Annotated in this window: 17 protein-coding genes; 13 read left to right on the plus strand and 4 right to left on the minus strand. The window is 26.3% G+C overall.

The genetic code is table 11. The features are described from left to right. Positions 1–18: 18 nt before the first annotated feature. From coaBC to CP965_RS07265, 4 genes are read right to left on the minus strand one after another with little or no spacing between them, the layout of a single operon-like run. Positions 19–1,239, minus strand: a complete 1,221-nt coding sequence (gene coaBC, locus CP965_RS07250) for a bifunctional phosphopantothenoylcysteine decarboxylase/phosphopantothenate--cysteine ligase CoaBC (protein WP_129061409.1) — start codon at positions 1,237–1,239, stop codon at positions 19–21. 3 nt (positions 1,240–1,242) lie between these two features. After that, complete coding sequence (gene glmU, locus CP965_RS07255) at positions 1,243–2,538, minus strand: bifunctional UDP-N-acetylglucosamine diphosphorylase/glucosamine-1-phosphate N-acetyltransferase GlmU (protein ID WP_129061410.1); 1,296 nt, start codon at positions 2,536–2,538, stop codon at positions 1,243–1,245. 6 nt (positions 2,539–2,544) lie between these two features. Then, a complete protein-coding gene (locus CP965_RS07260) occupies positions 2,545–4,485 on the minus strand; it encodes an ankyrin repeat domain-containing protein (protein WP_206732271.1) in 1,941 nt (646 codons plus the stop codon). Positions 4,486–4,540: 55 nt separating this feature from the next. Next, positions 4,541–6,067 (minus strand): helicase-related protein, encoded by a 1,527-nt coding sequence (locus CP965_RS07265; RefSeq protein WP_129061411.1) that lies wholly within the window; start codon positions 6,065–6,067, stop codon positions 4,541–4,543. Between the two features lie 57 nt (positions 6,068–6,124). Between CP965_RS07265 and trmA the strand changes: the two genes are divergently transcribed. The 13 genes from trmA to rffA all read left to right on the plus strand — a co-directional run bounded on the left by trmA (position 6,125) and on the right by rffA (position 22,704). Further along, entirely contained in the window at positions 6,125–7,246 is a 1,122-nt protein-coding gene (gene trmA, locus CP965_RS07270) for a tRNA (uridine(54)-C5)-methyltransferase TrmA (RefSeq protein WP_129061412.1), read from the plus strand. A gap of 50 nt (positions 7,247–7,296) precedes the next feature. Then, a complete protein-coding gene (locus CP965_RS14320; protein ID WP_129061413.1) occupies positions 7,297–8,757 on the plus strand; it encodes a flagellin N-terminal helical domain-containing protein in 1,461 nt (486 codons plus the stop codon). 195 nt (positions 8,758–8,952) lie between these two features. Next, complete coding sequence (locus CP965_RS14325; RefSeq protein ID WP_129061414.1) at positions 8,953–10,422, plus strand: flagellin N-terminal helical domain-containing protein; 1,470 nt, start codon at positions 8,953–8,955, stop codon at positions 10,420–10,422. Between the two features lie 216 nt (positions 10,423–10,638). Further along, positions 10,639–14,277, plus strand: a complete 3,639-nt coding sequence (locus CP965_RS07285; protein WP_129061415.1) for a motility associated factor glycosyltransferase family protein — start codon at positions 10,639–10,641, stop codon at positions 14,275–14,277. Next, complete coding sequence (locus CP965_RS07290) at positions 14,278–15,276, plus strand: TDP-N-acetylfucosamine:lipid II N-acetylfucosaminyltransferase (RefSeq protein ID WP_129061416.1); 999 nt, start codon at positions 14,278–14,280, stop codon at positions 15,274–15,276. Between the two features lie 54 nt (positions 15,277–15,330). After that, positions 15,331–16,365 carry a beta/alpha barrel domain-containing protein gene (locus CP965_RS07295; protein ID WP_129061417.1) on the plus strand — a complete coding sequence of 345 codons (1,035 nt, stop codon included), beginning with the start codon at positions 15,331–15,333 and terminating at the stop codon, positions 16,363–16,365. A gap of 27 nt (positions 16,366–16,392) precedes the next feature. Further along, the gene (locus CP965_RS07300; RefSeq protein ID WP_129061418.1) at positions 16,393–17,073 is read left to right on the plus strand and encodes an FkbM family methyltransferase; all 681 of its coding nucleotides are present in this window, start codon (positions 16,393–16,395) and stop codon (positions 17,071–17,073) included. Then, a complete protein-coding gene (locus tag CP965_RS07305) occupies positions 17,063–17,767 on the plus strand; it encodes an acylneuraminate cytidylyltransferase family protein (RefSeq protein ID WP_129061419.1) in 705 nt (234 codons plus the stop codon). Before CP965_RS07300 ends, CP965_RS07305 begins: the two co-directional genes overlap by 11 nt. After that, positions 17,764–19,038: a sulfotransferase domain-containing protein gene (locus CP965_RS07310; protein WP_129061420.1), complete on the plus strand. Its 1,275-nt coding sequence runs from the start codon at positions 17,764–17,766 to the stop codon at positions 19,036–19,038. The genes CP965_RS07305 and CP965_RS07310 overlap by 4 nt, the downstream gene beginning before the upstream one ends. Before the next feature lies 1 nt (position 19,039). Next, the gene (locus tag CP965_RS07315; protein WP_129061421.1) at positions 19,040–20,233 is read left to right on the plus strand and encodes an ATP-grasp domain-containing protein; all 1,194 of its coding nucleotides are present in this window, start codon (positions 19,040–19,042) and stop codon (positions 20,231–20,233) included. Further along, entirely contained in the window at positions 20,230–20,919 is a 690-nt protein-coding gene (locus tag CP965_RS07320; RefSeq protein ID WP_129061422.1) for a class I SAM-dependent methyltransferase, read from the plus strand. Before CP965_RS07315 ends, CP965_RS07320 begins: the two co-directional genes overlap by 4 nt. Then, the gene (locus CP965_RS07325; RefSeq protein ID WP_129061423.1) at positions 20,891–21,544 is read left to right on the plus strand and encodes an RraA family protein; all 654 of its coding nucleotides are present in this window, start codon (positions 20,891–20,893) and stop codon (positions 21,542–21,544) included. Before CP965_RS07320 ends, CP965_RS07325 begins: the two co-directional genes overlap by 29 nt. Beyond that, positions 21,538–22,704: a dTDP-4-amino-4,6-dideoxygalactose transaminase gene (gene rffA, locus CP965_RS07330; protein WP_129061424.1), complete on the plus strand. Its 1,167-nt coding sequence runs from the start codon at positions 21,538–21,540 to the stop codon at positions 22,702–22,704. Before CP965_RS07325 ends, rffA begins: the two co-directional genes overlap by 7 nt. Positions 22,705–22,708: the final 4 nt, after the last annotated feature.

Below are 22,708 nucleotides of genomic sequence, written 5' to 3' on the forward strand. Positions count from 1 at the left end.
ATTTGTTTTTTTATTTCACTACTCACAAACAAACTTTTTTGCTAATTTTTCTATTATTTCAAAAGAAATCTTATTTTTTTCTCCACTGAAAGAGAAACTTTCTTCTTTAAAAATAAGCTCTATTGTATTATTGTTTGTTCCAAAAGAAGATTTATCTTTTAGTACATTTAAACAAACGGCATCTAAATCTTTTTTCTCAAGCATATTATTTGCATTACTTGTTGCTACAGTCTCATCCATTTCAGCTTTAAAACCAATTGAGATCAAACCTTCTTTATTAATAGAACTTAATATATCAATATTCTGTTTTAATTTTAAATTCCAAGTTTGACCTATAATATCTTTTTTCATTTTTCCTGAAAAATCTTCTTCTGGAACATAATCACTAACAGCTGCAACCATAAATAGATAAGGTTTTTTCTTTTCTTTTTTTACTTTTTTTATTAAAATATTTAAGTCTTCATACATGGCAAATGTACTTTGTACATTTACTTTTTTAATTTCATCAATAAGATTTTCATGACCTCGTGTACTAATTAATGTAACATTAGCACCTTTTAAATATAAAGCAAGAGCCAAAGAAGAAGCCATTTTACCTGATGAATAATTTGAAATATACCTCACATCATCAATCTTTTCAACTGTTCCTCCACCAGTTAAAATAACACTTCTTTCTTCCCAATATTCTTCTTTTAAAAGTTCTCTAGCTGTTTTGTAAAAAATAGTTTCAGGTTCTGCTAATGCTCCATTTCCTACATCTTTACAAGCTAACTCTTTTACTTGAGAATTTATAAGTTCAAAACCAAGAGTTTTTAAATTTTCTAAACTTTTTATTGTAATTTGGTTTTCAATCATATTTGTATTAGCTGCTGGTGCTATTATTTTTTTGCCTTTAAAAGCTAAAACTGTTTGAGTTAATAAATTATCAGCAATACCATTTGCTAATTTATTTATTGTATTTGCACTACATGGAGCAATTACTAAAATATCAGCCCATTTTCCAATATCAATATGATTATAATCTTGATTTTTTTCCCAAGATTCTGAAGACTCATCTAAAACTTTATTTTGAGAAATTGCCTCAAAAGACAGTTTTGTTACAAATCTTTGTGAAGCTTCAGTCATAAGAACTTTTACATTTGCACCACTTTTCACATAAAGTCTTGTTAACTCTAAAGCTTTATAGACTGCAATAGAACCCGTAATACAAAGTAAAATATTTTTGTTTTTTAAAAGCATATTCTATTTCTTACTTTCAAAATGTTTATAAAAATAACCTTCTACAACTCTTTTCTTAGCTCTTGTTGTATAAAGTTGTCCTTTTTTTAAATCATTTGTTACAGTACTTCCTGCACCAATAAGAACATCATCTTCTACAGTTATTGGAGCTACAAATTGAGTATCACTTCCTACAAATACATTTTTACCTATAATAGTTTTATATTTATTGATTCCATCATAATTACAAGTTATTGTTCCACAACCAATGTTTGTACCTTCATCAATTTCACAATCACCAAGGTATGTTAAGTGCCCTGCTTTTACACCATTTAGTTTGGCTTTTTTTGTTTCAACAAAATTTCCAATATGAGTTTTATCAAGTTCACTTCCTGGTCTAATTCTTGCCATTGGTCCTGCATCAGAATTGATTAAAATGGAATCTTCTATTACTGTATTTGTTTTAATATGAGAATTTACTATTTTAGTATTTCCTAAAAGAGTAACACCATTTTCTAAAATAGATTCACCTTCTATTTGAACACCCTCTTCTATATAAATAGTATCTGGTAATCTCATAATTACACCCTCACTCATGAAGGCTTTTTTGATTCTATTTTGGTGTATTACTTCTGCATCTGCTAATTCTACTTTTGAGTTTACACCTTTAAAGTTTTCTTCGCTAACTATAATTGGTTTCAAAACCTTTTTTTGCAAGATTGCCATTTCTATTAAATCAGTTATATAGTACTCTTTTTGGGCGTTATCATTTGAAAGTTTTGATAGATTTTCTAGTAAAAATTTTGTATCAAATTGATAGCTTCCTGCATTTGCAGTTGTGATTTTAAGTTCATCTTCACTCGCATCTTTTTGTTCAACTATTTTTTGAACATTTCCATTTTCTATTACTACTCTTCCATACCCAGAAGCATCATCTAATTGAAGTACTGACATTACAATAGTAGCATTAATATCAAATTTTTCTAATTCTACAGCTTGAATTAATGGCATATCTGCATTTAAAACTAATGTTTTTTCGTACTTAGGAGTTACATTCATAACTGCCCCACCAGTACCTGGATAATTTTCATGGTCTTGAATTACATAATTAATATTTGCAAAATATTTTTCCATTTCTTCTTGCACTCTTTGTGCTTGGTGATAAAGAACAACGGTTACATCATCACTAATTTTTAAAGCCTCTTTTATAGAATAATATAACATTGGTTTACCAGAGATTTTATGTAAAACCTTTGGTGTAGTTGATTTCATTCTTGTTCCTGCACCAGCAGCCAAAATAATAATAGATTTTTTTGTCATATTTTATTAACCTTTTAAAGCTTCATTTATTTCTTTTTTCAAGTTATCTGCAACTTCCTGTAAAGCTCTTATCATTTTTCCATCTGTAATATTTGCATTAACTAACTTTTCTAAATTTGGTTCTCTTTCTTTAAAAAACTTTGCAACAGATTTACTTTTTTTATTATGATTGTACATAAGAACACCAGAAACAATTAAAACAACTACTAATTTAGTATGTCCTAAAATTGCGGCATAATTTAAAATAGTAAATCCTGCATAATCAGCGGCATTAATATCAGCTCCTGCTGCAATTAATAGTCTTGCTATTTTATAATTACCTTTCCACTGAGTATGATGTAAAGCCGTTCTTCCTTGTTTATCTTTAATATCTAAATTTGTTTTTTTAGTTAATAGTTTTTCTACAATTTCTATATCATCTGCCATAACAGCTTTATGAAAAATAGTTCTTCCTTCTTTATCTATTGTATTAACATCTACTCTAAATTTTAAAAGAAATACAAGTCTCTCTAAAAACTGTTCTTTCTCTCTTTGTTTTGTTATTTTTAAGCCATGGTCAATCATATAAGATAAAGGTGTATTTCCTTCTGTATCTTCTATATTTAAATCTACTCCTGCATTAACGACAAGTTTAATTAAATCTAAATTAGGTTCATTTACTAAGTCAAAAATAAGTGTTCTACCCTTAGCCCTTGGTAGATTTATTTTAGGTTTAAATAAAAGCATTTTCTTTAAAAGAACCATATAATCAGCATCTTCTTTAATATCTAAAAATCTTCTCAAAGTTGGTTTTTTATTATTTCTAGTTATTAAAATAGCTTCACAAAGATCATCAATTATTGTTCTATCTGTATAATCCTTATGATCCATATCTGCACCTTTTTCAATAAGATGGTCGATCATTTTCATATTATTAGGACCTTTTAAAACTGCATCAAAAAGTACGGTTCTTCCTTCATTATCTTCTGCGTTAATATCAGCTCCTGAAGAAATTAAAAAATCAATAGTATCATAATTTTCTCTTTCAACCTCTTTGTAAAGTACTGTTTTTCCTTGAGAATCTGTTCTATTAATAGCTAAGCCATTATCTATTAAAAAGCCTGTTAGTCTTAAGTAATTTCTATTTTCATTTACAAATCTGTATTTTCCTTCTATTTTTATATCTGTTTGTTTTGAGATTGCCAAAATTCTAAGAATCTCATCTAGTAGAGTTTTATCTGCATAATCTTTAATATTAATTTTAATACCATTTTCTAAAAGTAGTTCAATTATAGGAATATTTTTTGCACCTAAAATAATAGCATTAAAAAGAACATTTTGTCTTTTCTTATCTAAAATATTTACATCCATTCCACAAGAGATTAAATATTTAGTTATTGCAGGTTGATTCTTTAAAACTGAATGAAAAAGTACCGTTTGCCCATTATTATCAACAATATTTATATCTTCAATATTATTTACTACTTCTTTGATAATATCAAGATTACCACCTTCAACTGCATCAAAAAGAACAGTCTTTCCATAGTGGTCAGTAATTGATAAGTCAGGATTATGAGCCATAAGAATTTTAAAAACTTTATCATTTTCTTCTAAAGCAGCATCTTGCAAGACTGTTCTTCCTGAAGAGTTAATATGATTTACACTAGCTCCATTATCAAGAAGAAAACGAATCATCATTCCATCCATTTTATCAGCTGCTTCACTTAATACTGTTTTACCATAATTATCTTCAGCATTGATATCAATACCATTTCTTATAAGTATTTTAATTGATTCAATTCTTCTTTTAGCAGCTAACTCAAAGAGTAAAGTTCGTCCCTTTGCATCTCTTCTATTAATATTTACACCACTATCAATAAATGTTTGTATTTTTTTTTCATCAACATAGTTTTTTAAAAGTTCTTTATGTAATGCCTCTGCATTATCACCTTTAAACATACCTAACATATATGTGTCCTCAAGTTTTACCTAAATCATTCCATTTTATCAAAAATATTATAAATTATCTTCGTCTAAATCTACTTTTACTCTTCCAATTCTTTTTGTCAAAATTATTTTCTCTTACTTTTAAACTGCTTTTTAAAGTTTTTTCAATAAATGAATTAAATGAATTTCTTAAAATTATTGCTTTTTCATAATCAATAAATATATCGGGAAATTTATAAGAAAGCCATAAATATAAAGATATTTTTTTTACTTCGTCTTCTACAAGTAATAAATCCTTTTGAGTAACCGCTTTTCGAGGAAGAGTTATAGATGGTTTATACCTACATACTTTATTTTTAATAACAGCTGCAATATATGCTTCATAAGCTTGTAAAATAATTTTTGACTTTGTAGTAATAGGAGCTTGTGCTAGAAGATATTTTTTTTCTAAATCTAACTTCTCTCTTTTATCAACTATATTTGCAGCTTCAATCAAAGATGAAATATTTGAAGCAATAAAAGGACCATCAAACTTCATATTTACTTTAAAATATTTTAAAATCTTCACTAAAGATTTTGTTTTAATATGATTACTTAGTTCTAACAATTGTTCTGTTGAAATTTTAACTTTATATGGGGGTTTTATAGTTTTGATAGCTTGTTCAAACTCTTCTTTTATATAATTTAATACATCTCTTCTTGTTGCTCCTAAAAAACCTGCATCAAATATTTTATATCTACCTGCTCTTCCTGCAATTTGAACTATTTCATTTACTGTTATTTTTCTTCTACTTACTCCATCAAACTTTGTATCAGTAGTAAAAAGTATATTTTTTATAGGTAAGTTTAATCCCATAGAAATTGCATCAGTTGCGATTAAAATATCACTTTTACCTTCCCTAAATCTTTTTGCTTCATCTCTTCTAACCTCTGGAGATAAATTTCCATAAATTACTGAGACTCTATATTTTTTTTGTAGTTTTTGTTTTAATTTTAAGACATCCATTCTTGAGAAAGCTATAAGAGCAGTTGCTGGTTCTAAATTATCTAAAGCAACGTGTTTTTCCATCACTTTTAAAGGGGTTTTTCTTTTATGTTTAACAACTTCAAGTTCTTCACCTAAATATGCAGCTATTTTTTTTACAGACTCCAAAGCATTTACACTTCCTGTCATAATAACTGTTTTTGAAGGACAGCCAATAATTGCATTAACCCAAGCCCAACCTCTTTCATCATCATCTAACATTTGAACTTCATCTATAATTGCAACATCCACATCTAAATTAAAATCCATCATTTCAATAGTTGAACATATATGCGATGCATCTTCATTTATAAGTTGTTCTTCTCCTGTAATTAAAGAGCTTTTTATATTTGCTTCTTTTAATTCTTCATGACCTTCTAAAGCTAGAAGTCTCAAAGGAGCTAAGTATAATCCTGAATTTGCTTTTTTTAGTTCTTCCATTGCATTATAAGTTTTACCGGAGTTAGTGGGTCCTACAAAAAATTTTAATTTTCTGTTCATACTTCTTGCTAAAGGGAATAACTCTTTTAAACTGCAATTTAAAAAGCTTTGTAATTGTTCGTGGAAGGTTTCTTTCATAAGGGTATTATAGTAGATTGAATATAATATCTACTTGATTTTAGATTAAGGTTTACTATGAATTGTGAATATTTTGGAAAATGTGGAAGCTGTACTTTATATGAAATGAACTATGAAGAGCAATTAAATTTTAAAATACAAAGGGAAAAAGAACGTTTTAATGAATTTGATATTCCTAATATAGATATTATTACAAGTGAAAAACAAAACTTTCGAACAAGAGCAGAATTTAGAATTTGGAAAAATTTTGATAAAAACGAGGAACCAACAATTTCATATGCAATGAATAGTTTTGAAAAAAATGCACTTGAAATACAAAGTTGTCAAATTGTTTCAAAAGACATTTCAGAACTGATGCCGAAGCTTTTGGAAAAAATTAAAAAAAGTGAAGAATTAAAGTTTAAACTTTTTGCCTGTGAATTTTTAGGCTCAACTACAAAGGATATGCTTGTAACACTTATTTATCATAGAAAACTTGAAGACTCTTGGATAGAAGAAGCAAAAAAACTTGAAAAAGAATTTAATATAAAAATTATAGGAAGAAGTAGAAAACAAAAAGAGATTCTAAGTGAAGATTTTATAAAAGAAACATTAAATATTGAAAATAAAGAGTTTTATTTTCAATACAAAGAAGGTGGTTTCACTCAACCAAATACAAAAGTAAATATAAAAATGATTGAATGGGTTTTATCCCAAATAGAAAAAACAGGTAAAGACCTCTGTGAACTTTATTGTGGAGGAGGCAACTTTACAATTCCTTTAAGCCAAAAATTCAATAAAGTACTTGCAACTGAAATTTCTAAAACCTCTATTAAATCTGCATTAACAAACTGTTCTTTAAATAATATATCAAATATAGACTTTATAAGAATGAGTGCAGAAGAATTTGTTGAAGCCTTAAAAGCAAAAAGAGAGTTTAGAAGACTAAAGGATATTGATTTAAGAACATATGATTTTGATACTATTTTTGTAGATCCTCCAAGAGCGGGACTTGATGATACAACAAGAAACCTATCAAAACAATTTGATAAAATAATCTACATATCTTGTAATCCAGAAACTTTACATAGAGATTTAAAAGAATTAACAAAAACACATAAAATAATAAATTTTGCACTCTTTGATCAATTTTCATATACAAATCATATAGAATCAGGGGTTTTCTTAAACAAAGTTTAACTTTAGCTTAGATATTATTTAAACAATATACAAACTGTAAAGGTTACATTATGAGAATAAATACAAATATTTCATCTCTAACAGCACAAGAGTCAGCAGTAAATACTAACAATAACATTAAAGGTTCGTTAGAAAAATTATCTTCTGGTTTAAAAATTAATAAAGCTAGTGATGATGCTTCTGGTTTAGCAATTGCTGATAAATTAAGAACTCAAGCTACTTCTATCAATCAAGGTATTGATAATGGTAACTCTGCAGTTGCACTTCTTCAGATTGCAGATAAATCTATGGCTGAGCAATCTAATATTCTAGATACAATTAAAGCTAAACTTATCCAAGCTAATACTTCAACTACATCTTATGATGGTAGAGAAGCAATTAGAAAAGATATTGGTAAATTATTAGAACAATTAGATAGTATTGCAAAGCAAACAAACTATAATGGTAATACTTTACTACAATCGACAAATAGTACAAACTCTTCGGAAGCATTAACTTTTCAAATTGGAGAGGGTTATAAAGATGTAATCTCATCAGAGTCTATTAAATCAAATACAATTGGTTTAGGTGGAGGAAGTGAGAAGCTTATCCAAACTTCTGGAGCTTCAAATCAAAATAATATTATTGCTGACAATTCTGCATTAATCATTAACACAAACAAAGGTGCTGATTGGGCAGGAGGAACTGATGGTGATGGTAAAATAGATTCAGCAGATATTGCAGATATTACTATTACAGGGCAAACAACTGGTGCAACTCCTACAAACACAGGTATTGGAGTTATAAATATTAGTGCAGAACAAATTGATAAAATATCAGATGGTGCTAATGATTTAGAAGTTCAATTTGATGATAAAACTTCAATTTTAATTAGAGATAGAATCAATGCAGGTGAAAGTGGTTTCGCAGCCACTGATATCACTTATGATAAAGATAAAAATACTTTCACTATTATAGAAGGTGGTGCTTTCTCTATGAAAGACCTTGGTAAAATTGGTTCTATGCAAGTTGATGCAGGAACAGCAGAAGAATTAAATATCACAGGTGAAGTTAAAAACTTAGTTATACATAATACAGAAGATATTAAATTAAACGGTGATGCTTCTTCAACAGCAACTACAAATAATCAATTAAAAGTTACTACTACAGATGCTGCGGCTAGTGGTGCATTAATTGGTGGTCAAGCTTTAGCTTCTTTAGGTAATCTTTCAACTGGAGAATTAACTACTGAGAAAGCTGCACAATTCCAAGGTGTTATTGATAGTGCTATTTCTACACTTAACTCATATAGAGCTGATATTGGTTCGACTCAAAACCAAGTTGAATCAGCTGTACGTAACTTAATGACTCAAGCAACAAATGTAAAAGCTGCCGAGTCTATTATTAGAGATGTTGATTATGCAAAAGAATCTGCAAACTTCAACAAACAAAATATCATCTCTCAAGCTGGTTCTTATGCTATTTCTCAAGCAAATAATGTACAACAAAATGTTCTTAGATTACTTCAATAGGAAGTAATCTAGACTTTTTTATTTATCGTTTTTAAATTTAATCTAGTTTTAAGAATTGGTGTGTAATAATTTCAGTATAAGTTATATAGGGATCAATGGATTCCAAAGGACTCAATCCTATGCTTGGTAAAACAAGAAGGTTCAAAGGCTGTAAACACTTGTTTACTTTGTGTCATAATACAAAAAGGATTTATTATGAGAATTAATACAAATATTTCATCTATTTCTGCTCAAGAATCAGCAACAAATACTAACAATAACATTAAAAGTTCGTTAGAGAAATTATCTTCTGGTTTAAAAATTAACAAAGCTAGTGATGATGCTTCTGGTTTAGCAATTGCTGATAAATTAAGAACTCAAGCTACTTCTATCAATCAAGGTATTGATAATGGTAACTCAGCGGTTTCTTTATTACAAATCGCAGATAAATCTATGGCTGAGCAATCTAATATTCTAGATACAATTAAAGCTAAACTTATCCAAGCTAATACTTCAACTACTTCTTATGATGGTAGAGAAGCAATTAGAAAAGATATTGGTAAATTATTAGAACAATTAGATAATATTGCTGAACAAACAAACTATAATGGTAATACTTTACTACAATCAAATGATAGTACAAATGGTTCAGAATCTTTAAACTTCCAAATTGGGGAAGGATATCAAGATATTATTTCTTCAGAATCTATTAAATCAAATACAATTGGTTTAGGTGGAGGAAGTGAAAAAGTTGTTCAAACTTCTGGTGCTTCAAATCAAAATAATATTATTGCTGATGGTTCTGCAATGATTATTAGTACTAATAAAGGTGCTGATTGGGCAGGGGGAACTGATGGTGATGGTAAAATTGACTCTTCAGATATTGCAGATATTACTATTACAGGTCAGACAACAGGAACAACTCCTACAAATACAGGTATTGGAGTTGTAAATATTTCTGCTGACCAAATTGATAAAATAGCAGCTGGTGATGGTAGTGATTTAGAAGTTCAATTTGATGATAAAACTACTCAATTAATTAGAGATAAAATTAATGAAGCTGAATCTGGTGGAGGTTTTGAATCTGCAGATATTACTTATGATAAAGATAAAAATACTTTCACTATTATAGATGGTGGTGCTTTCTCTATGAAAGATCTTGGTAAAATTGGTTCTATGCAAGTTGATGCGGGAACAGCAGAAGAATTAAATATCACAGGTGAAGTTAGAAATTTAGCTATTCATAATACAGAAGATATTAAATTAAATGGAGATGCTTCTTCAACAGCAACTACAAATAATCAATTAAAAGTTACTACTACAGATGCTGCGGCTAGTGGTGCATTAATTGGTGGTCAAGCTTTAGCTTCTTTAGGTAATCTTTCAACTGGAGAATTAACTGCTGAAAAAGCTGCACAATTCCAAGGTGTAGTTGATAGTGCTATTTCATCTCTAAACTCATACAGAGCTGATATTGGTTCGACTCAAAACCAAGTTGAATCTGCCGTTAGAAACTTAATGACTCAGTCAACAAATGTTCAGGCTGCCGAGTCTATTATTAGAGATGTTGATTATGCAAAAGAATCTGCAAACTTCAACAAACAAAATATTATTTCTCAAGCTGGTTCTTATGCTATTTCTCAAGCAAATGCAACTCAGCAAAACGTTCTTAGATTACTTCAATAAGAAGTAATCTAGAATTAATAGCGTAAGCTATGCAGAATGTTTCTGTGAAAATGTATTGAGACTTTTACAATAGTATTAGTCTTCTTACAAACCTTAAAAGTCATACCTTTTTTTGGTATGACTTTTTTAATATTTAATAAGCCTTTATAATAAAATCTTATTAAATATTATGATAATATCTTGCCTAGAAAAAAACAAATAAAGGGATAGTTATTAATGACTGAAGAAGAAGCCCAGAATTATGCCATTGTAACTTTTAATGATAATACTCAGTACTTAGAAAAAGAACACCCTGAATTGTTTCAAAAGTTGTCTTTATTCAATACTGCTCTTGAAATAGGAGAGTTAAAAGCCCAATTTGATTTGCATTTTATTGATGGATATTTTGATATTATTAATCTTTCAAATAATCAATTACTCTATGGTCAAGACTCTTTTGAAGTGAGTAAGGCTTTTACATCTATTGTTAATACAGATATTTCAACTAGTTCTTTTAAAGCCTTTTATGAACAATCTGCAAATAAAGAACAGGCAGAAGACTCCCTTAAGAAAGGCTTACTTTCTGAATATACAGAAGGAAATGCTCCTATTATTAATTTTGTGAATAATAATTTACCACAAAAACAAACTTTAAATAATATTTATAAATTTATAATATTTGGAGTAGGATTAGGTCTTCATATTCCTATAATTCATGAAAAACTAAAATCTAAACTTTATTTAATCGTTGAACCTAGTTTGGAAATTTTTAGGTTATCATTATTTGTAACAAACTATGCTAAATTAGCAAAAGAAGCTAAACTAATTTTAGCTATTGCTCAAGATGAAGAAAATTTTAAAAACTCTTTTGAATCTTTTTATAATGATAGCTTTATTTTTAATCACTATTTTAAATTCTTTAAATTAAGTGATAGTTTTCCTTTTTATACAAGAATTATTCAAAATAGATTAGTTTCACAAAAGTTTTATTTATACCCATATCACCGGACTTTTTTAAGTTTATTCAGAACCAATAATTATATTATGGAAGGATTTAAAACTTTAAATATTTCAAAAGTTAATAATTTAGATTTTACTAAAAAACCTATTTTATATTTAGCAGCAGGACCATCTTTACAAAAGAATATTGATTTTGTAAAGGAATTTCAAGACAAGTTTACAATAGTAGCTATTTATGCAACACTTCCTCTTCTTGAACAACACAATATCAAACCTGATATTGTGACACAATATGATGAGCAAGATGCTGCTGTTTTAAATACTTTAGAAAAAATAAGAAATATAAACTTTTTTGACAATACAATCTTTATCTTTGCATCTCATATTAATGCAAAACTTATTAATAGTTTCAAAAAAGAAAATATTTATATTTTTCAAGCAATGTTTGAACTTAAAAAAGATTTTGGAATACTTACAAGCCCGAGTATTGGTGAACTTACTTATGGATTACTTTTAAAACTAGGTGCAAAAGAAATTTATCTTTTAGGTTTAGATTTAGCACTAGATGAAGAAACAGGAAAAACTCATATAGAAGGGCATAGTGGAGCAAATGCTTATAACAATTTAAAAGAAGAAGAGGACTCTTCTGATCATAATTATTCTTATAGAAAAAATACTATTAGAGTAAGAGGAAATTTAAAAGAGAGTATAAAAACGACCCCTGTATTTAAAACAAATATAGATTGTTTTACTTTTTTTACTCAAGATGATAAGCAAAAAGATACAAAAGTATATAACCTTTCTAATGGAGCATATCTTGCAGATACAATCCCTCTTAAAATAGAAGATATGAACTCTAATAAATTAGAGACTAAACAAGAAAATATACTAGATATTATAAAAAAAGATTTAGAAAAAATTTCTAAGTGTAACTATTCAAATGAAGACTTGGAAGATATAAATCTTAAAATTAGCAATTCAAAAAAAATGAAAAAATCTTTAGAATCATTTTTTAAGATTAAAAACTATAAAAAATTTAAAGATTATGAAAATAATTTAATCTATACACTTCAAGTATTACTTTTTGAAAATAAATCTAATGATCTAAAGTCTATACTTATAAACTATTGCCAACATAATATTCCTTTTATTTTTCATTTATTTAATACAAATGAAGAAAAGAAAAATTTATCATTTATTCCAAAACTTAATAAGATATTATCAATACAACTTAATAAAGTTATTGATACTTACTTAGTTTCTATTTTATATACAAAAGATGAAAAACACCAATTAAATAAAAAATTAAATAAGCTAGTAAAAGAGTATAAAATAGAGCATACTAGATATTGTGAACCACATTTAAAAGAATTAAGTGAAACTGCACCGCTAAGGGAATCAATAAGTTTTTGGGAAAATGCAATTGGAATATTTGCAGTAAATGAAAACCTAGAAAATAAAAATCTAATAGAATATATTTCAAATATTGTAAATACATATAATTGTAAATTAAAAATATTTTACTTTTTCGAATATCAAAAAAATAAAGCCCGACAGATATTTAAAAATATAAAAGAAAAGATAGAGTTTATAATACCTAATAGTCTTGAATCTTTAGCTAGTGAAATTGAAGTCTATATAGATGGAAGTAAAAATTTAAGTTTAGAAAATTTAAATGAAATCTTAGTAAATAAATATTTAAACATACTTTGTATTGAGTTTACCCAGAATATTTATATAGAGAATAAAACTTTAGTTAAAGTAGAAAATGAAAACACTTCATTAAAAGGAAAGCTTTCACTAAACAAGCTACCAAATAGTAGATACTATAACTTCGTTCAAAGTTTAAATAATGTAGATGAAGAAAAACTTCGTGAACTATATAAAAAAGAGCATATAGGCTTTTTTGCATTTGAAGAAAACTTAACTAAATACTTTGTAGAAAATATACATGAAATAGCTAATAGATTTCCAAATCTTAAATTTTCTTGTTTTTACTTTACTGAAAAACAGAGAAAAAGATTTGAAAAAGTATTCTCAAACCTTTTAAATAGATTTGATTTTATCATACCTAATGATATTTATGATATAGCAACTAATACTGAGGTTTGGGTTCAAGCTGAGATCAAGAATCAAAGCATGACTTATACAAAGATACCTCTACTTATAGAAAAAACCATTAATATCTTTAATATTATTATAGATAATAAATTTAAAATTAAAAATGATATAAATAGTAGTGAATATTTAGAGTATATTATTGAAAGATATGATGAAGCTAAATTTATAAAGAGTTTGAATCATAAAATTGATGAAAAAAGAATTGAAGGAAATTATACTTTAAATTCAATTGGTTTTTTAGCAACAGAGGATAGTTTAAAAGACCTAGAGTTTTTAAACTATATAAAACAAATTGTGAAGCATTTTCCTAAGAAGAAAGTAAAAGGTTTTATATTCGATAAAGAAGATGAAAGGAATGCTAAATTATTATTTAACAACATTGAAAATATAGAAATTATTAAAATTATAGATATCTATCAAATAAATAAAAATTGTTTAGTTTGGTTATCATCAAGTAATTTTACATCCTTAGAAATAAGAAAATATACAAGATATGCTCTATTTACAAATTTTGGTGATAAAAAATTAACAATTAAAGAATATGAACAAAAATATAAAAAATCATTTCAAAAATTTTATAATAATTCAAAAAAATTTAATATTTTAAATAATGACCCATCTTTTTTTATAGATTTATATAATAGAAAATTAGAAGAGTTACAAATAAATTATACAATAACAAATGAAGAAAACTATTTTGATTTTTTTTCATTCAAACAATTAGAGTTTGCCCTTAACTATAAAAACTTTATTACTACAATGAAAAATATATCTAATAAAATTAAAGAACTATAAATGATCCTACATATAATGATAATGGATAAATTCCTTCCTTCGTTTATCAATTTTACAGATAAACACTTTGGAAGAGAAAATCACAAATATGTATTTATTACTAGTGAAAAGTATAATTATGGCTTAAATAAAAAGCATGAAGTAGAGTTTTTACATACGAATGAAGAGATTTTTCACACTTTATTAGAGTACATGAAAAACTCAGAGAAAATAATACTTCATGGTTTATGGAGAGATAAAGTTGATTTACTATTAATTAAAAATCCCCATTTATTATCTAAATCGTATTGGATTATGTGGGGAGGAGATTTTTATTTTCCAAAAAAACATAGTGATAATAGGAAAAAAATTATAAAAAATATCCCTTACTTAGTTACTGGAACTACAGGTGAAATTGAATATGTAAGAAAACACTACAATGCAAAAGGAAAACATATTAAAGCTTTTGTTTATACTAGTAATTTATTTAAAGATATAAAACTCAATTCTATTAACACAGACACAATAAGAATATTAGTTGGAAACTCATCTACTGAAACAAATCAACACTTTCAAGTCTTTGAAAAACTAAAAAAATATAAGCATAAAAATATTCAAATATATGTTCCCCTTTCTTATGGTAATCCTAGTTATGGAATGAAAGTTATGAAGAAAGGATATGAATTATTTAAAGATAAATTTAATCCTATGATTGACTTTATGAATGAAAAGAACTATTATGAGTTTCTATCTACTATAAATATTGCTATTTTTAATCATAATAGACAACAGGGAATGGGAAACATTATAACACTTTTAGGAATGGGCAAAAAAGTATATATGAATCCAAAAGTATCTACATACAAAATGTTTTTGGAAAATAGCATTAAGGTTTTTAATATTGATAATATAGACTTAGAATTAATAAATAATAATCAAAAAAACAATAATATAAAGAATACTAAATTTTTATTTTCCAAAGAAAGCTTTATTCAACAATTAAAAGAAATCTTTAATTAAAAAGTATCTATTAAGATTTATTTTATAGCTTTTTAAATAAGAGGGGAGAAGAAAATGACAAACTTAAATCTAGAAATACTAGATTGCACATTAAGAGATGGGGGATATGTTAATGATTGGAGATTTAGTAGTGGATTTATAGAGAAAGTGATAAATACATTAACTAATGCAAGAGTAGAAAACATAGAATGTGGTTACTTTATAAAAGATAAAAAAGAAAATATCTATGGAGCATTATTTAATGATTTAAATTTTCTTAAAAAGGATCCCAATATCGATATAAAGGGGAAAGAAAGTAATTTTTTTGCAATGGTTGATGTCGCTAAAGTTGAAATAGATGATATTCCTAATTACTCTGGACAGATAATTGATACATTAAGAGTTGTATTTTATAAACATCAAATAAATATTGCTTTACCCTTAATAAAATCTATTTTAGATAAAGGATTTAAGGTATTAGCACAACCTATGGTTACAATTGATTATAGTGAAAATGAGTATATTGATTTATTAAGAAGAATTGATTCAAGAGTAAGTATGATTTCAATTGTTGACTCTTTTGGTAATATAACAAAAAATGAACTAATTAGATATATTAAGCTTTTAGATAATACTCTAGACAATTCAATCGGTATTGGATTACATTTACATGATAATCTAGAAAATGCAATATTACTATTAAATAATTTTATAGAATATGCTTATTTAATAAACTGTAAAAGAAAATTAATAATTGATTCCAGCTTATCTGGCATTGGTAGAGGAGCAGGAAATTTAAAGACAGAAATTTTAGCTTATCATATGAATGAATTACATAATTATGAAAAGTATGATATATATGCTTTTTTAGATTGTATAAATACAACAATTTTACCTCTTAAACATAATCATAATTGGGGTTCGGACCCTTTTACAAAAGCTACAGCTTTATTAAATGTTCACCCAAATTATGCTAAATTCTTAAGAGTTGTTGATCCAAATATATCATTATCAAGTTTTGTAAATTTTATAAAAAATATGCCAGAAGAATATAGAACTCATTGTAGACTAGAAAAAACAAGAAAGTTATATGAAAAGAATAATAAATGAATATAAAAATAATAAAAAGGATTAATAATGCCATTAACTACTGAACATAGAAATATAAATGTAGGAGGGGATGATTTAGACTTGTCTTGTATAAAAGATGTTCCTACATTTATTATTGATGTGGGTGTTTCTGCAGGGACACCTTGGTTATATGAGTCATTTCCAAATGCAAATTATGTTTTAATTGATCCATTAAATGTTGTTGATGAACTTAATATTTATTTATCAAAAATGGATTATAAATTTCATGAAGTTGCCTTATCATCTGAAGATGGTGGTATTTTAACAATTAATATGGATACTGAACAACCAGCACTTAGCTCTATTTTACCATTATCTAAACATAATGAAAGAGGACATGAATTAAAGGAAATAAAAGTAAATAAAAGGAGACTTGATTCTCTTTTAAATGAAGAATATAAGGAAGAAGTAACTTCAAATACTACTTTATTAAAAATTGACACAGAAGGGTATGAACTAGAAATAGTTAAAGGAGCAACTGAAATATTAGAACATATAGACTACCTTATTTGCGAAGTTTCTGTATATGATAGGTTTGAAAACGGTTATACATTACTCGACTTATTATCATTTTTAGATAAACAAGGATTTATATTATCAGAAGTTCTTAGATTTGCAAAGCTTAATGGTAAAGTTGTGGTAGGAGATATGCTTTTTATAAAAAAGGGAAGAAAAAATGAATCATAAAATTAGTGTTTTTTTACCAGTAAGGTCAGGAAGCACAAGAGTAATTAATAAAAATACTAAACTTTTTTCCAATGATAGTTCACTATTACAAATAAAACTGCAACAGTTAATTAAAACTTCTACTATTGATGAAATAATAGTTTCCACTAATTGTAATATATGCTTAAACCAAGCTCAAGATTTTTTATTAAAAGATTCGAGAATTAAGTTAATAAAAAGAAGTGATGAACTTGCAAATGGGAAAACTACTGTCAAACAGATGCTTACACATATGTGTAAACTAGTATCTTATGACCATATTCTATATACCCATGTAACATCTCCTTTTATTAATAACTATCATTTTGACGATGCTATAACTAAGTATAATAAGCTTATTGATAACAATAATATTGATAGTATGATATCTGTTAATAAGATTCAAAACTTTATTTTAGATAAAAAAGGAAACTTAATTAATAATAAAATATCTGAAAACAAGTGGCCAAATACACAAGACTTAGATGTTTTATATGAGATGAATCATGCATTTTATTTAGCCTCAAAAAAATTATTCCAAACAGGTGATCGAGTTGGTAAAAATCCTTTCTATTATGAATGCGTTGGAACAGAAAGAATAGACATTGATTGGGAAGATGATTTTACTTTTGCTCAAAAAGTTTATAAACTTTTGTATGAAAGTAAAAAACAATGATTATCCAAATCGATGGATGGTTTGCAGGGGGGAAAAGTGTATTATGGTCATTACTAGATGGACATAAAGATATTTATGTATCTCCTCTACATGATTATACATTCTCTAGACTACTAAAAGAAGATTGTACACCATGGATAAAATCTAAAAATTTACTTTTTTTAAGAAAAATACTTTTAGGAGAAACTTCTTACTACAAATTTGAACAAATTCTAAAATATGGTACTCTTGATATTAGTCTTTCTTCAGAAGAAACTATAAAGTTACCTTACAATATTGACTTTTATACCCTAGACAGGAATTATATTAATACAATAGAAAAACTAGAGAAATGGACGCCAGAAATTCTTATTGAAACTTTATATGAAACTCTATATAAAACATTCATAAAGAGTCATCAAACTAAAAAATATTATGCTTCAATGGGTAATGCATATTATTATAAAAACTATAAAAATATACCAAAAATTTTTCCAAATATGAAGTCAATTATTGTAAAAAGAGATATAAAAAATATTATTGCTTCTAGAATCAATAGGAAAGTAAGGCCGATTGATGTCAAAGAACATAATGCCTTTGCATCAGAATTTGAAATAATAATAAAGTCAAGAGAAATAGAAAAAATAGTTGACTATTTCAAGACTTTAGATTTTTTATCTAAAAGATACCCAAATAAGTTTTTTATTGTAGAATTTGATGATTTAGTTAAAAATACAAAAAATACTATGAAAAAAATATCAAACTTCTTGGAAATTAAATTTGAAGAAGTTTTAACAAAACCTACTAGGGATGGACGATACCTTCAAAAAAATGGAATTAGTTTTATAGGACAAGAAAATGATACCTATGAAAAATTACTAACTGAAAATGAAGTTGATATTATTAATGAAAGAATCAAGTCATGCAACCCAAATACTAATCTAAACCTTAAGAGTGATTATAATTATAAATTATCTAAAGATATAAATAAAATAATTTCTCAAATAAATCATATAAAAGAATCTCATAATAAAATAATTCTCTATGGGAATGGAAATATCTGTAAACTTATATCTACTTTATTAGCTGATAAATTATTATGTATAGTTGATCAAAAGGAAGCTCTTGACTCAGAAAATAAGAAAGTGATAAATCCTTTAAAATTAAGAAATCTAAATTTTGATGTTATTTTAATTACTGTACTTGGTAGAGAATTAGAAATTATTAATGATTTAATAACTCTGTATCAAGTAGAAAAAAATAAGATTATTTCATTTAATATAGAGGATTAAGATGAAAAGAATATTAGTAATTGGAGGAGGACAATGGCAAATACCAATTATAAAAAAAATAAAAGAACTTGGACATACTGTTATTTGTACAAATCTTTACGAAAATTCTCCTGCTTTTAAGTTTTCAGACCATTCTTATATAATTGATATCCTAAATAAAAATAAAAACCTTGAAATAGCAAAAAAACACAAAGTTCATGCTGTAATATCAGACCAAACAGATATTGCTGTAAAAACTGTTGCATACATAAATAAAAAACTTAGTTTAAATGGTAATAAAGAGGATATAGCAGAACTTTTTACTAATAAATTAAGAATGAGAAATGAAATAAATATACCTAACATACATCATCCCAAATTTAAACTATGTAAAAATGTTCAAGATGTAATAAATTTTTTTGAAAAAATACAAGTACCAATAATTCTTAAACCTTTAGACAATCAGTCAAGTAGAGGTTTAGAATTTGTTGATTCACTTTTAAATATAAAAGATAAAGTAAAAACAACTTTAATGTATTGCCATAATAAACAATTCTTAGCTGAAGAATTTATTGGAGGCATTGAATTAACTGTAGAAGGTTACAAAAGTAGATTAGCTAAACATGAAAGTTATGCTGTTTCAAAAAAAACTCATTTTAAAAATACTATAGGAGTTGCCTCTTCACTGCAATATCAACAAAAGTTTGATGAATTTAATATAAATATATTAAAAGAGATAAATAATCAGATATTTAAAAATATAAACTTTGGAATAACTCATACTGAATATAAACTCTACAAAGGAAAGTTTTATTTAGTTGAAGCAGCAATTAGAGGAGGAGGAACAAAGGTTTCTTCTTTAATAACTCCATTAATGAGTGGTTATGACACTAACTCTTTTTTAATTAAAGAAGCACTTGGAGAAAATATTTTATTGGAAAAAACAGTTAAAACAGAAAATACTATTTCTCTTAATTTTTTTAATTTCAAAGAAGGAGTAGTTAAAGAAATAACAGGAATTGATATCCTAAAAAACAATGAAAATATTTTAGATTATTCATTAGAATTTGAAATTGGAAGTTATATTAAATCCCCTACTGATGATAGAAGTAGAAGTGGGTATTATATTATTAAAGCAAATGACATAGAAGAGTTAAAAAAAATATCTAAAGAGATACAAAAAAATATTCTAATCTCCTACAAAGGATTATTATGAAAATGTCAAAAGAAGATATAGAAATTATACAAAATAGATATTCAACAAGATTTGTAAAATATGGATACTCTCCTAAAACATTAGGATGGGATAAAGGGAAGCAGGACCTTAGGTATCATATTTTACTAGAAGATTATAATTTAGAAAATAAAAGTATTTTAGATATTGGATGTGGTTTTGCAGATGCTAATATACTCTTAAAGAAGAAAGTTGAAAATTATACATACTTAGGAGTAGATATTGTAAAAGAACTTATTGAAACAGCAACAGAAATATATAAAGATGATTCTCATATTGACTTTATTTTAGGAGATTTTTTAAATCTTAATTTAAATAAAAAATTTGATATTGTTATAGCATCTGGTATATTTAATTTTAAACTAACAAACGAAGATAATTATGATTTTATAAATTCCTTTATGAAAAAAGCTTATAATCTTTCAAAAGAAGGTATTTCTTTTGACTTTTTATCAGACAAAGTAGATTTTCAATATAAAAATACCTTTCATAGTTCTCCTTCAAAAATATTAGATATGGCATATCAATTTAGCAAAAATGTATCTTTAAAAAACAATTATATGCCTTTTGAGTTTGCCATAACTATTTTTAAAGATGAAAGCTTTGAAAAAAAAGACACAATATTTAAAAGGTTCAAAAATGAAAAAAGTTATTATAGATTTCATTAAAAGAAATCGTGTATCAACAACTGAACTAGCAGATTGTATGGGGAAAAGTGGTGCAATCTATAATGTATCAGCAATAAATAAAGGTCACTTTAAAGTAGGTAATTTATTTTGGGTCTATGCTACAGGAGGAACAAACTGGAATGTTCATAAACAAATAGAAAAAGTATCTGATAATGATATTGTTTTTATTGAAGCATTGGATAATGAAGATAAAGCAATTTTTGGAGATTTAGTTTCTAAATATCTAATTCTGTACAAACAAGCAAATGCTATAGTTACAAATGGTCTATTAAGGGATGCACCAAGAATACTAAAAGAAAACTGGCCAATCTGGTGTCATGGTTTTAATCCAGTAGGATATATAAATGAACCAGTTAAAATTAAAAAAGAAATAAGAGAATTAATAAAAGAAAAGCAGAAACTATACAAAAACTCTATTGCTGTTTGTGATGACACAGGGGTAGTGATAATTCCATCTAAATATCACAATAAAAAATTCCTAAAAAAAATAAAATCAATTGAAGAACAAGAAGATATTTGGTTTGATTGTATTGATAGAAAAAAATATTCAACCTTTGAAACTGTATGTCTAAAGAAATATGAAAAAGGTATAAATAAATGCTAATCAACTTCAATAAACCAACTATTATTGGGACTGAGCAGAAATATATTTTAACCTCAATGCAAAAAAATAAAATATCTGGAGATGGATATTTTACTAAATTATGTCAAAACTGGTTTAATAAAAAACTAAATGCAAAATTAACATTACTTACACCTTCATGTACTCATTCATTAGAAATGGCAGCACTTTTACTAGACATAAAAAAAGGAGATGAAATAATAATGCCATCTTATACTTTTGTAAGTACTGCGAATGCATTTGCTTTAAGAGGAGCAAAAATTATATTTATAGATATAAATGCTGACACTATGAACATTGATGAATCTAGAATAGAAGATGCTATAACACAAAAAACAAAAGCAATTGTTGTAGTACATTATGCAGGAGTTTCTTGCGAGATGGATACAATTATGGAAATTGCGAATAAATACAACATTTTTGTAGTAGAAGATTCAGCACAAGCTATTATGTCAAAATACAAAGATACATATTTAGGTACAATTGGTCACATAGGAACCTACAGTTTTCATGAAACTAAAAATCTTACAAGTGCAGGAGAAGGTGGACTTTTAATTATAAATGATAATAGATTTAAGAAAAGAGCAGAGATTATTAGAGAAAAAGGAACGAATAGAAGTCAATTTTTTAGAGGAGAAATAGATAAATATACCTGGGTTGACATAGGCAGTAGCTATTTATTAAATGATATAAGTGCTGCTTTTCTTTGGGGACAAATTCAAAATGCTAAACTTATTACAAAAAATAGACTTAATACATGGAGTATTTATTATAAAAATTTAAAAATTTTAGAGAAACAAGGATACTTGAAACTACCTTTTATACCAAAAGAATGTATTCATAATGCACATATGTTTTATATAAAATTAAAAGATGAAAAAACAAGATTTAATCTTATAAAATTCTTGAGAAAAAATGGTATTGAATCTTGCTTCCACTATATACCTTTACATACTTCTACTGCAGGTAAAAAATATAGTAAATTTGTGGGAGAAGATATACATACAACAAAAGAAAGTAAAAAGATACTTAGACTTCCTCTATATTTTGAATTATCGGAAAGGGATACAATGTATATCATAGAAAGAATAAAAACTTTTTTCAAAACTTACGATGAAAATAAAATTTTTGTAAACACCTAAAAGG

This window comes from Halarcobacter mediterraneus, from assembly GCF_004116625.1.
Classification (GTDB): domain Bacteria; phylum Campylobacterota; class Campylobacteria; order Campylobacterales; family Arcobacteraceae; genus Halarcobacter; species Halarcobacter mediterraneus.

Bases quoted from the DNA above. Each gene is read 5' to 3' on its own strand.
- coaBC (WP_129061409.1), bottom strand. From the start codon at position 1,239: ATGCTTTTAAAAAACAAAAATATTTTACTTTGTATTACGGGTTCTATT.
- glmU (WP_129061410.1), bottom strand. From the start codon at position 2,538: ATGACAAAAAAATCTATTATTATTTTGGCTGCTGGTGCAGGAACAAGA.
- CP965_RS07260 (WP_206732271.1), bottom strand. From the start codon at position 4,485: ATGTTAGGTATGTTTAAAGGTGATAATGCAGAGGCATTACATAAAGAA.
- CP965_RS07265 (WP_129061411.1), bottom strand. From the start codon at position 6,067: ATGAAAGAAACCTTCCACGAACAATTACAAAGCTTTTTAAATTGCAGT.
- trmA (WP_129061412.1), top strand. From the start codon at position 6,125: ATGAATTGTGAATATTTTGGAAAATGTGGAAGCTGTACTTTATATGAA.
- CP965_RS14320 (WP_129061413.1), top strand. From the start codon at position 7,297: ATGAGAATAAATACAAATATTTCATCTCTAACAGCACAAGAGTCAGCA.
- CP965_RS14325 (WP_129061414.1), top strand. From the start codon at position 8,953: ATGAGAATTAATACAAATATTTCATCTATTTCTGCTCAAGAATCAGCA.
- CP965_RS07285 (WP_129061415.1), top strand. From the start codon at position 10,639: ATGACTGAAGAAGAAGCCCAGAATTATGCCATTGTAACTTTTAATGAT.
- CP965_RS07290 (WP_129061416.1), top strand. From the start codon at position 14,278: ATGATCCTACATATAATGATAATGGATAAATTCCTTCCTTCGTTTATC.
- CP965_RS07295 (WP_129061417.1), top strand. From the start codon at position 15,331: ATGACAAACTTAAATCTAGAAATACTAGATTGCACATTAAGAGATGGG.
- CP965_RS07300 (WP_129061418.1), top strand. From the start codon at position 16,393: ATGCCATTAACTACTGAACATAGAAATATAAATGTAGGAGGGGATGAT.
- CP965_RS07305 (WP_129061419.1), top strand. From the start codon at position 17,063: ATGAATCATAAAATTAGTGTTTTTTTACCAGTAAGGTCAGGAAGCACA.
- CP965_RS07310 (WP_129061420.1), top strand. From the start codon at position 17,764: ATGATTATCCAAATCGATGGATGGTTTGCAGGGGGGAAAAGTGTATTA.
- CP965_RS07315 (WP_129061421.1), top strand. From the start codon at position 19,040: ATGAAAAGAATATTAGTAATTGGAGGAGGACAATGGCAAATACCAATT.
- CP965_RS07320 (WP_129061422.1), top strand. From the start codon at position 20,230: ATGAAAATGTCAAAAGAAGATATAGAAATTATACAAAATAGATATTCA.
- CP965_RS07325 (WP_129061423.1), top strand. From the start codon at position 20,891: ATGAAAAAAGTTATTATAGATTTCATTAAAAGAAATCGTGTATCAACA.
- rffA (WP_129061424.1), top strand. From the start codon at position 21,538: ATGCTAATCAACTTCAATAAACCAACTATTATTGGGACTGAGCAGAAA.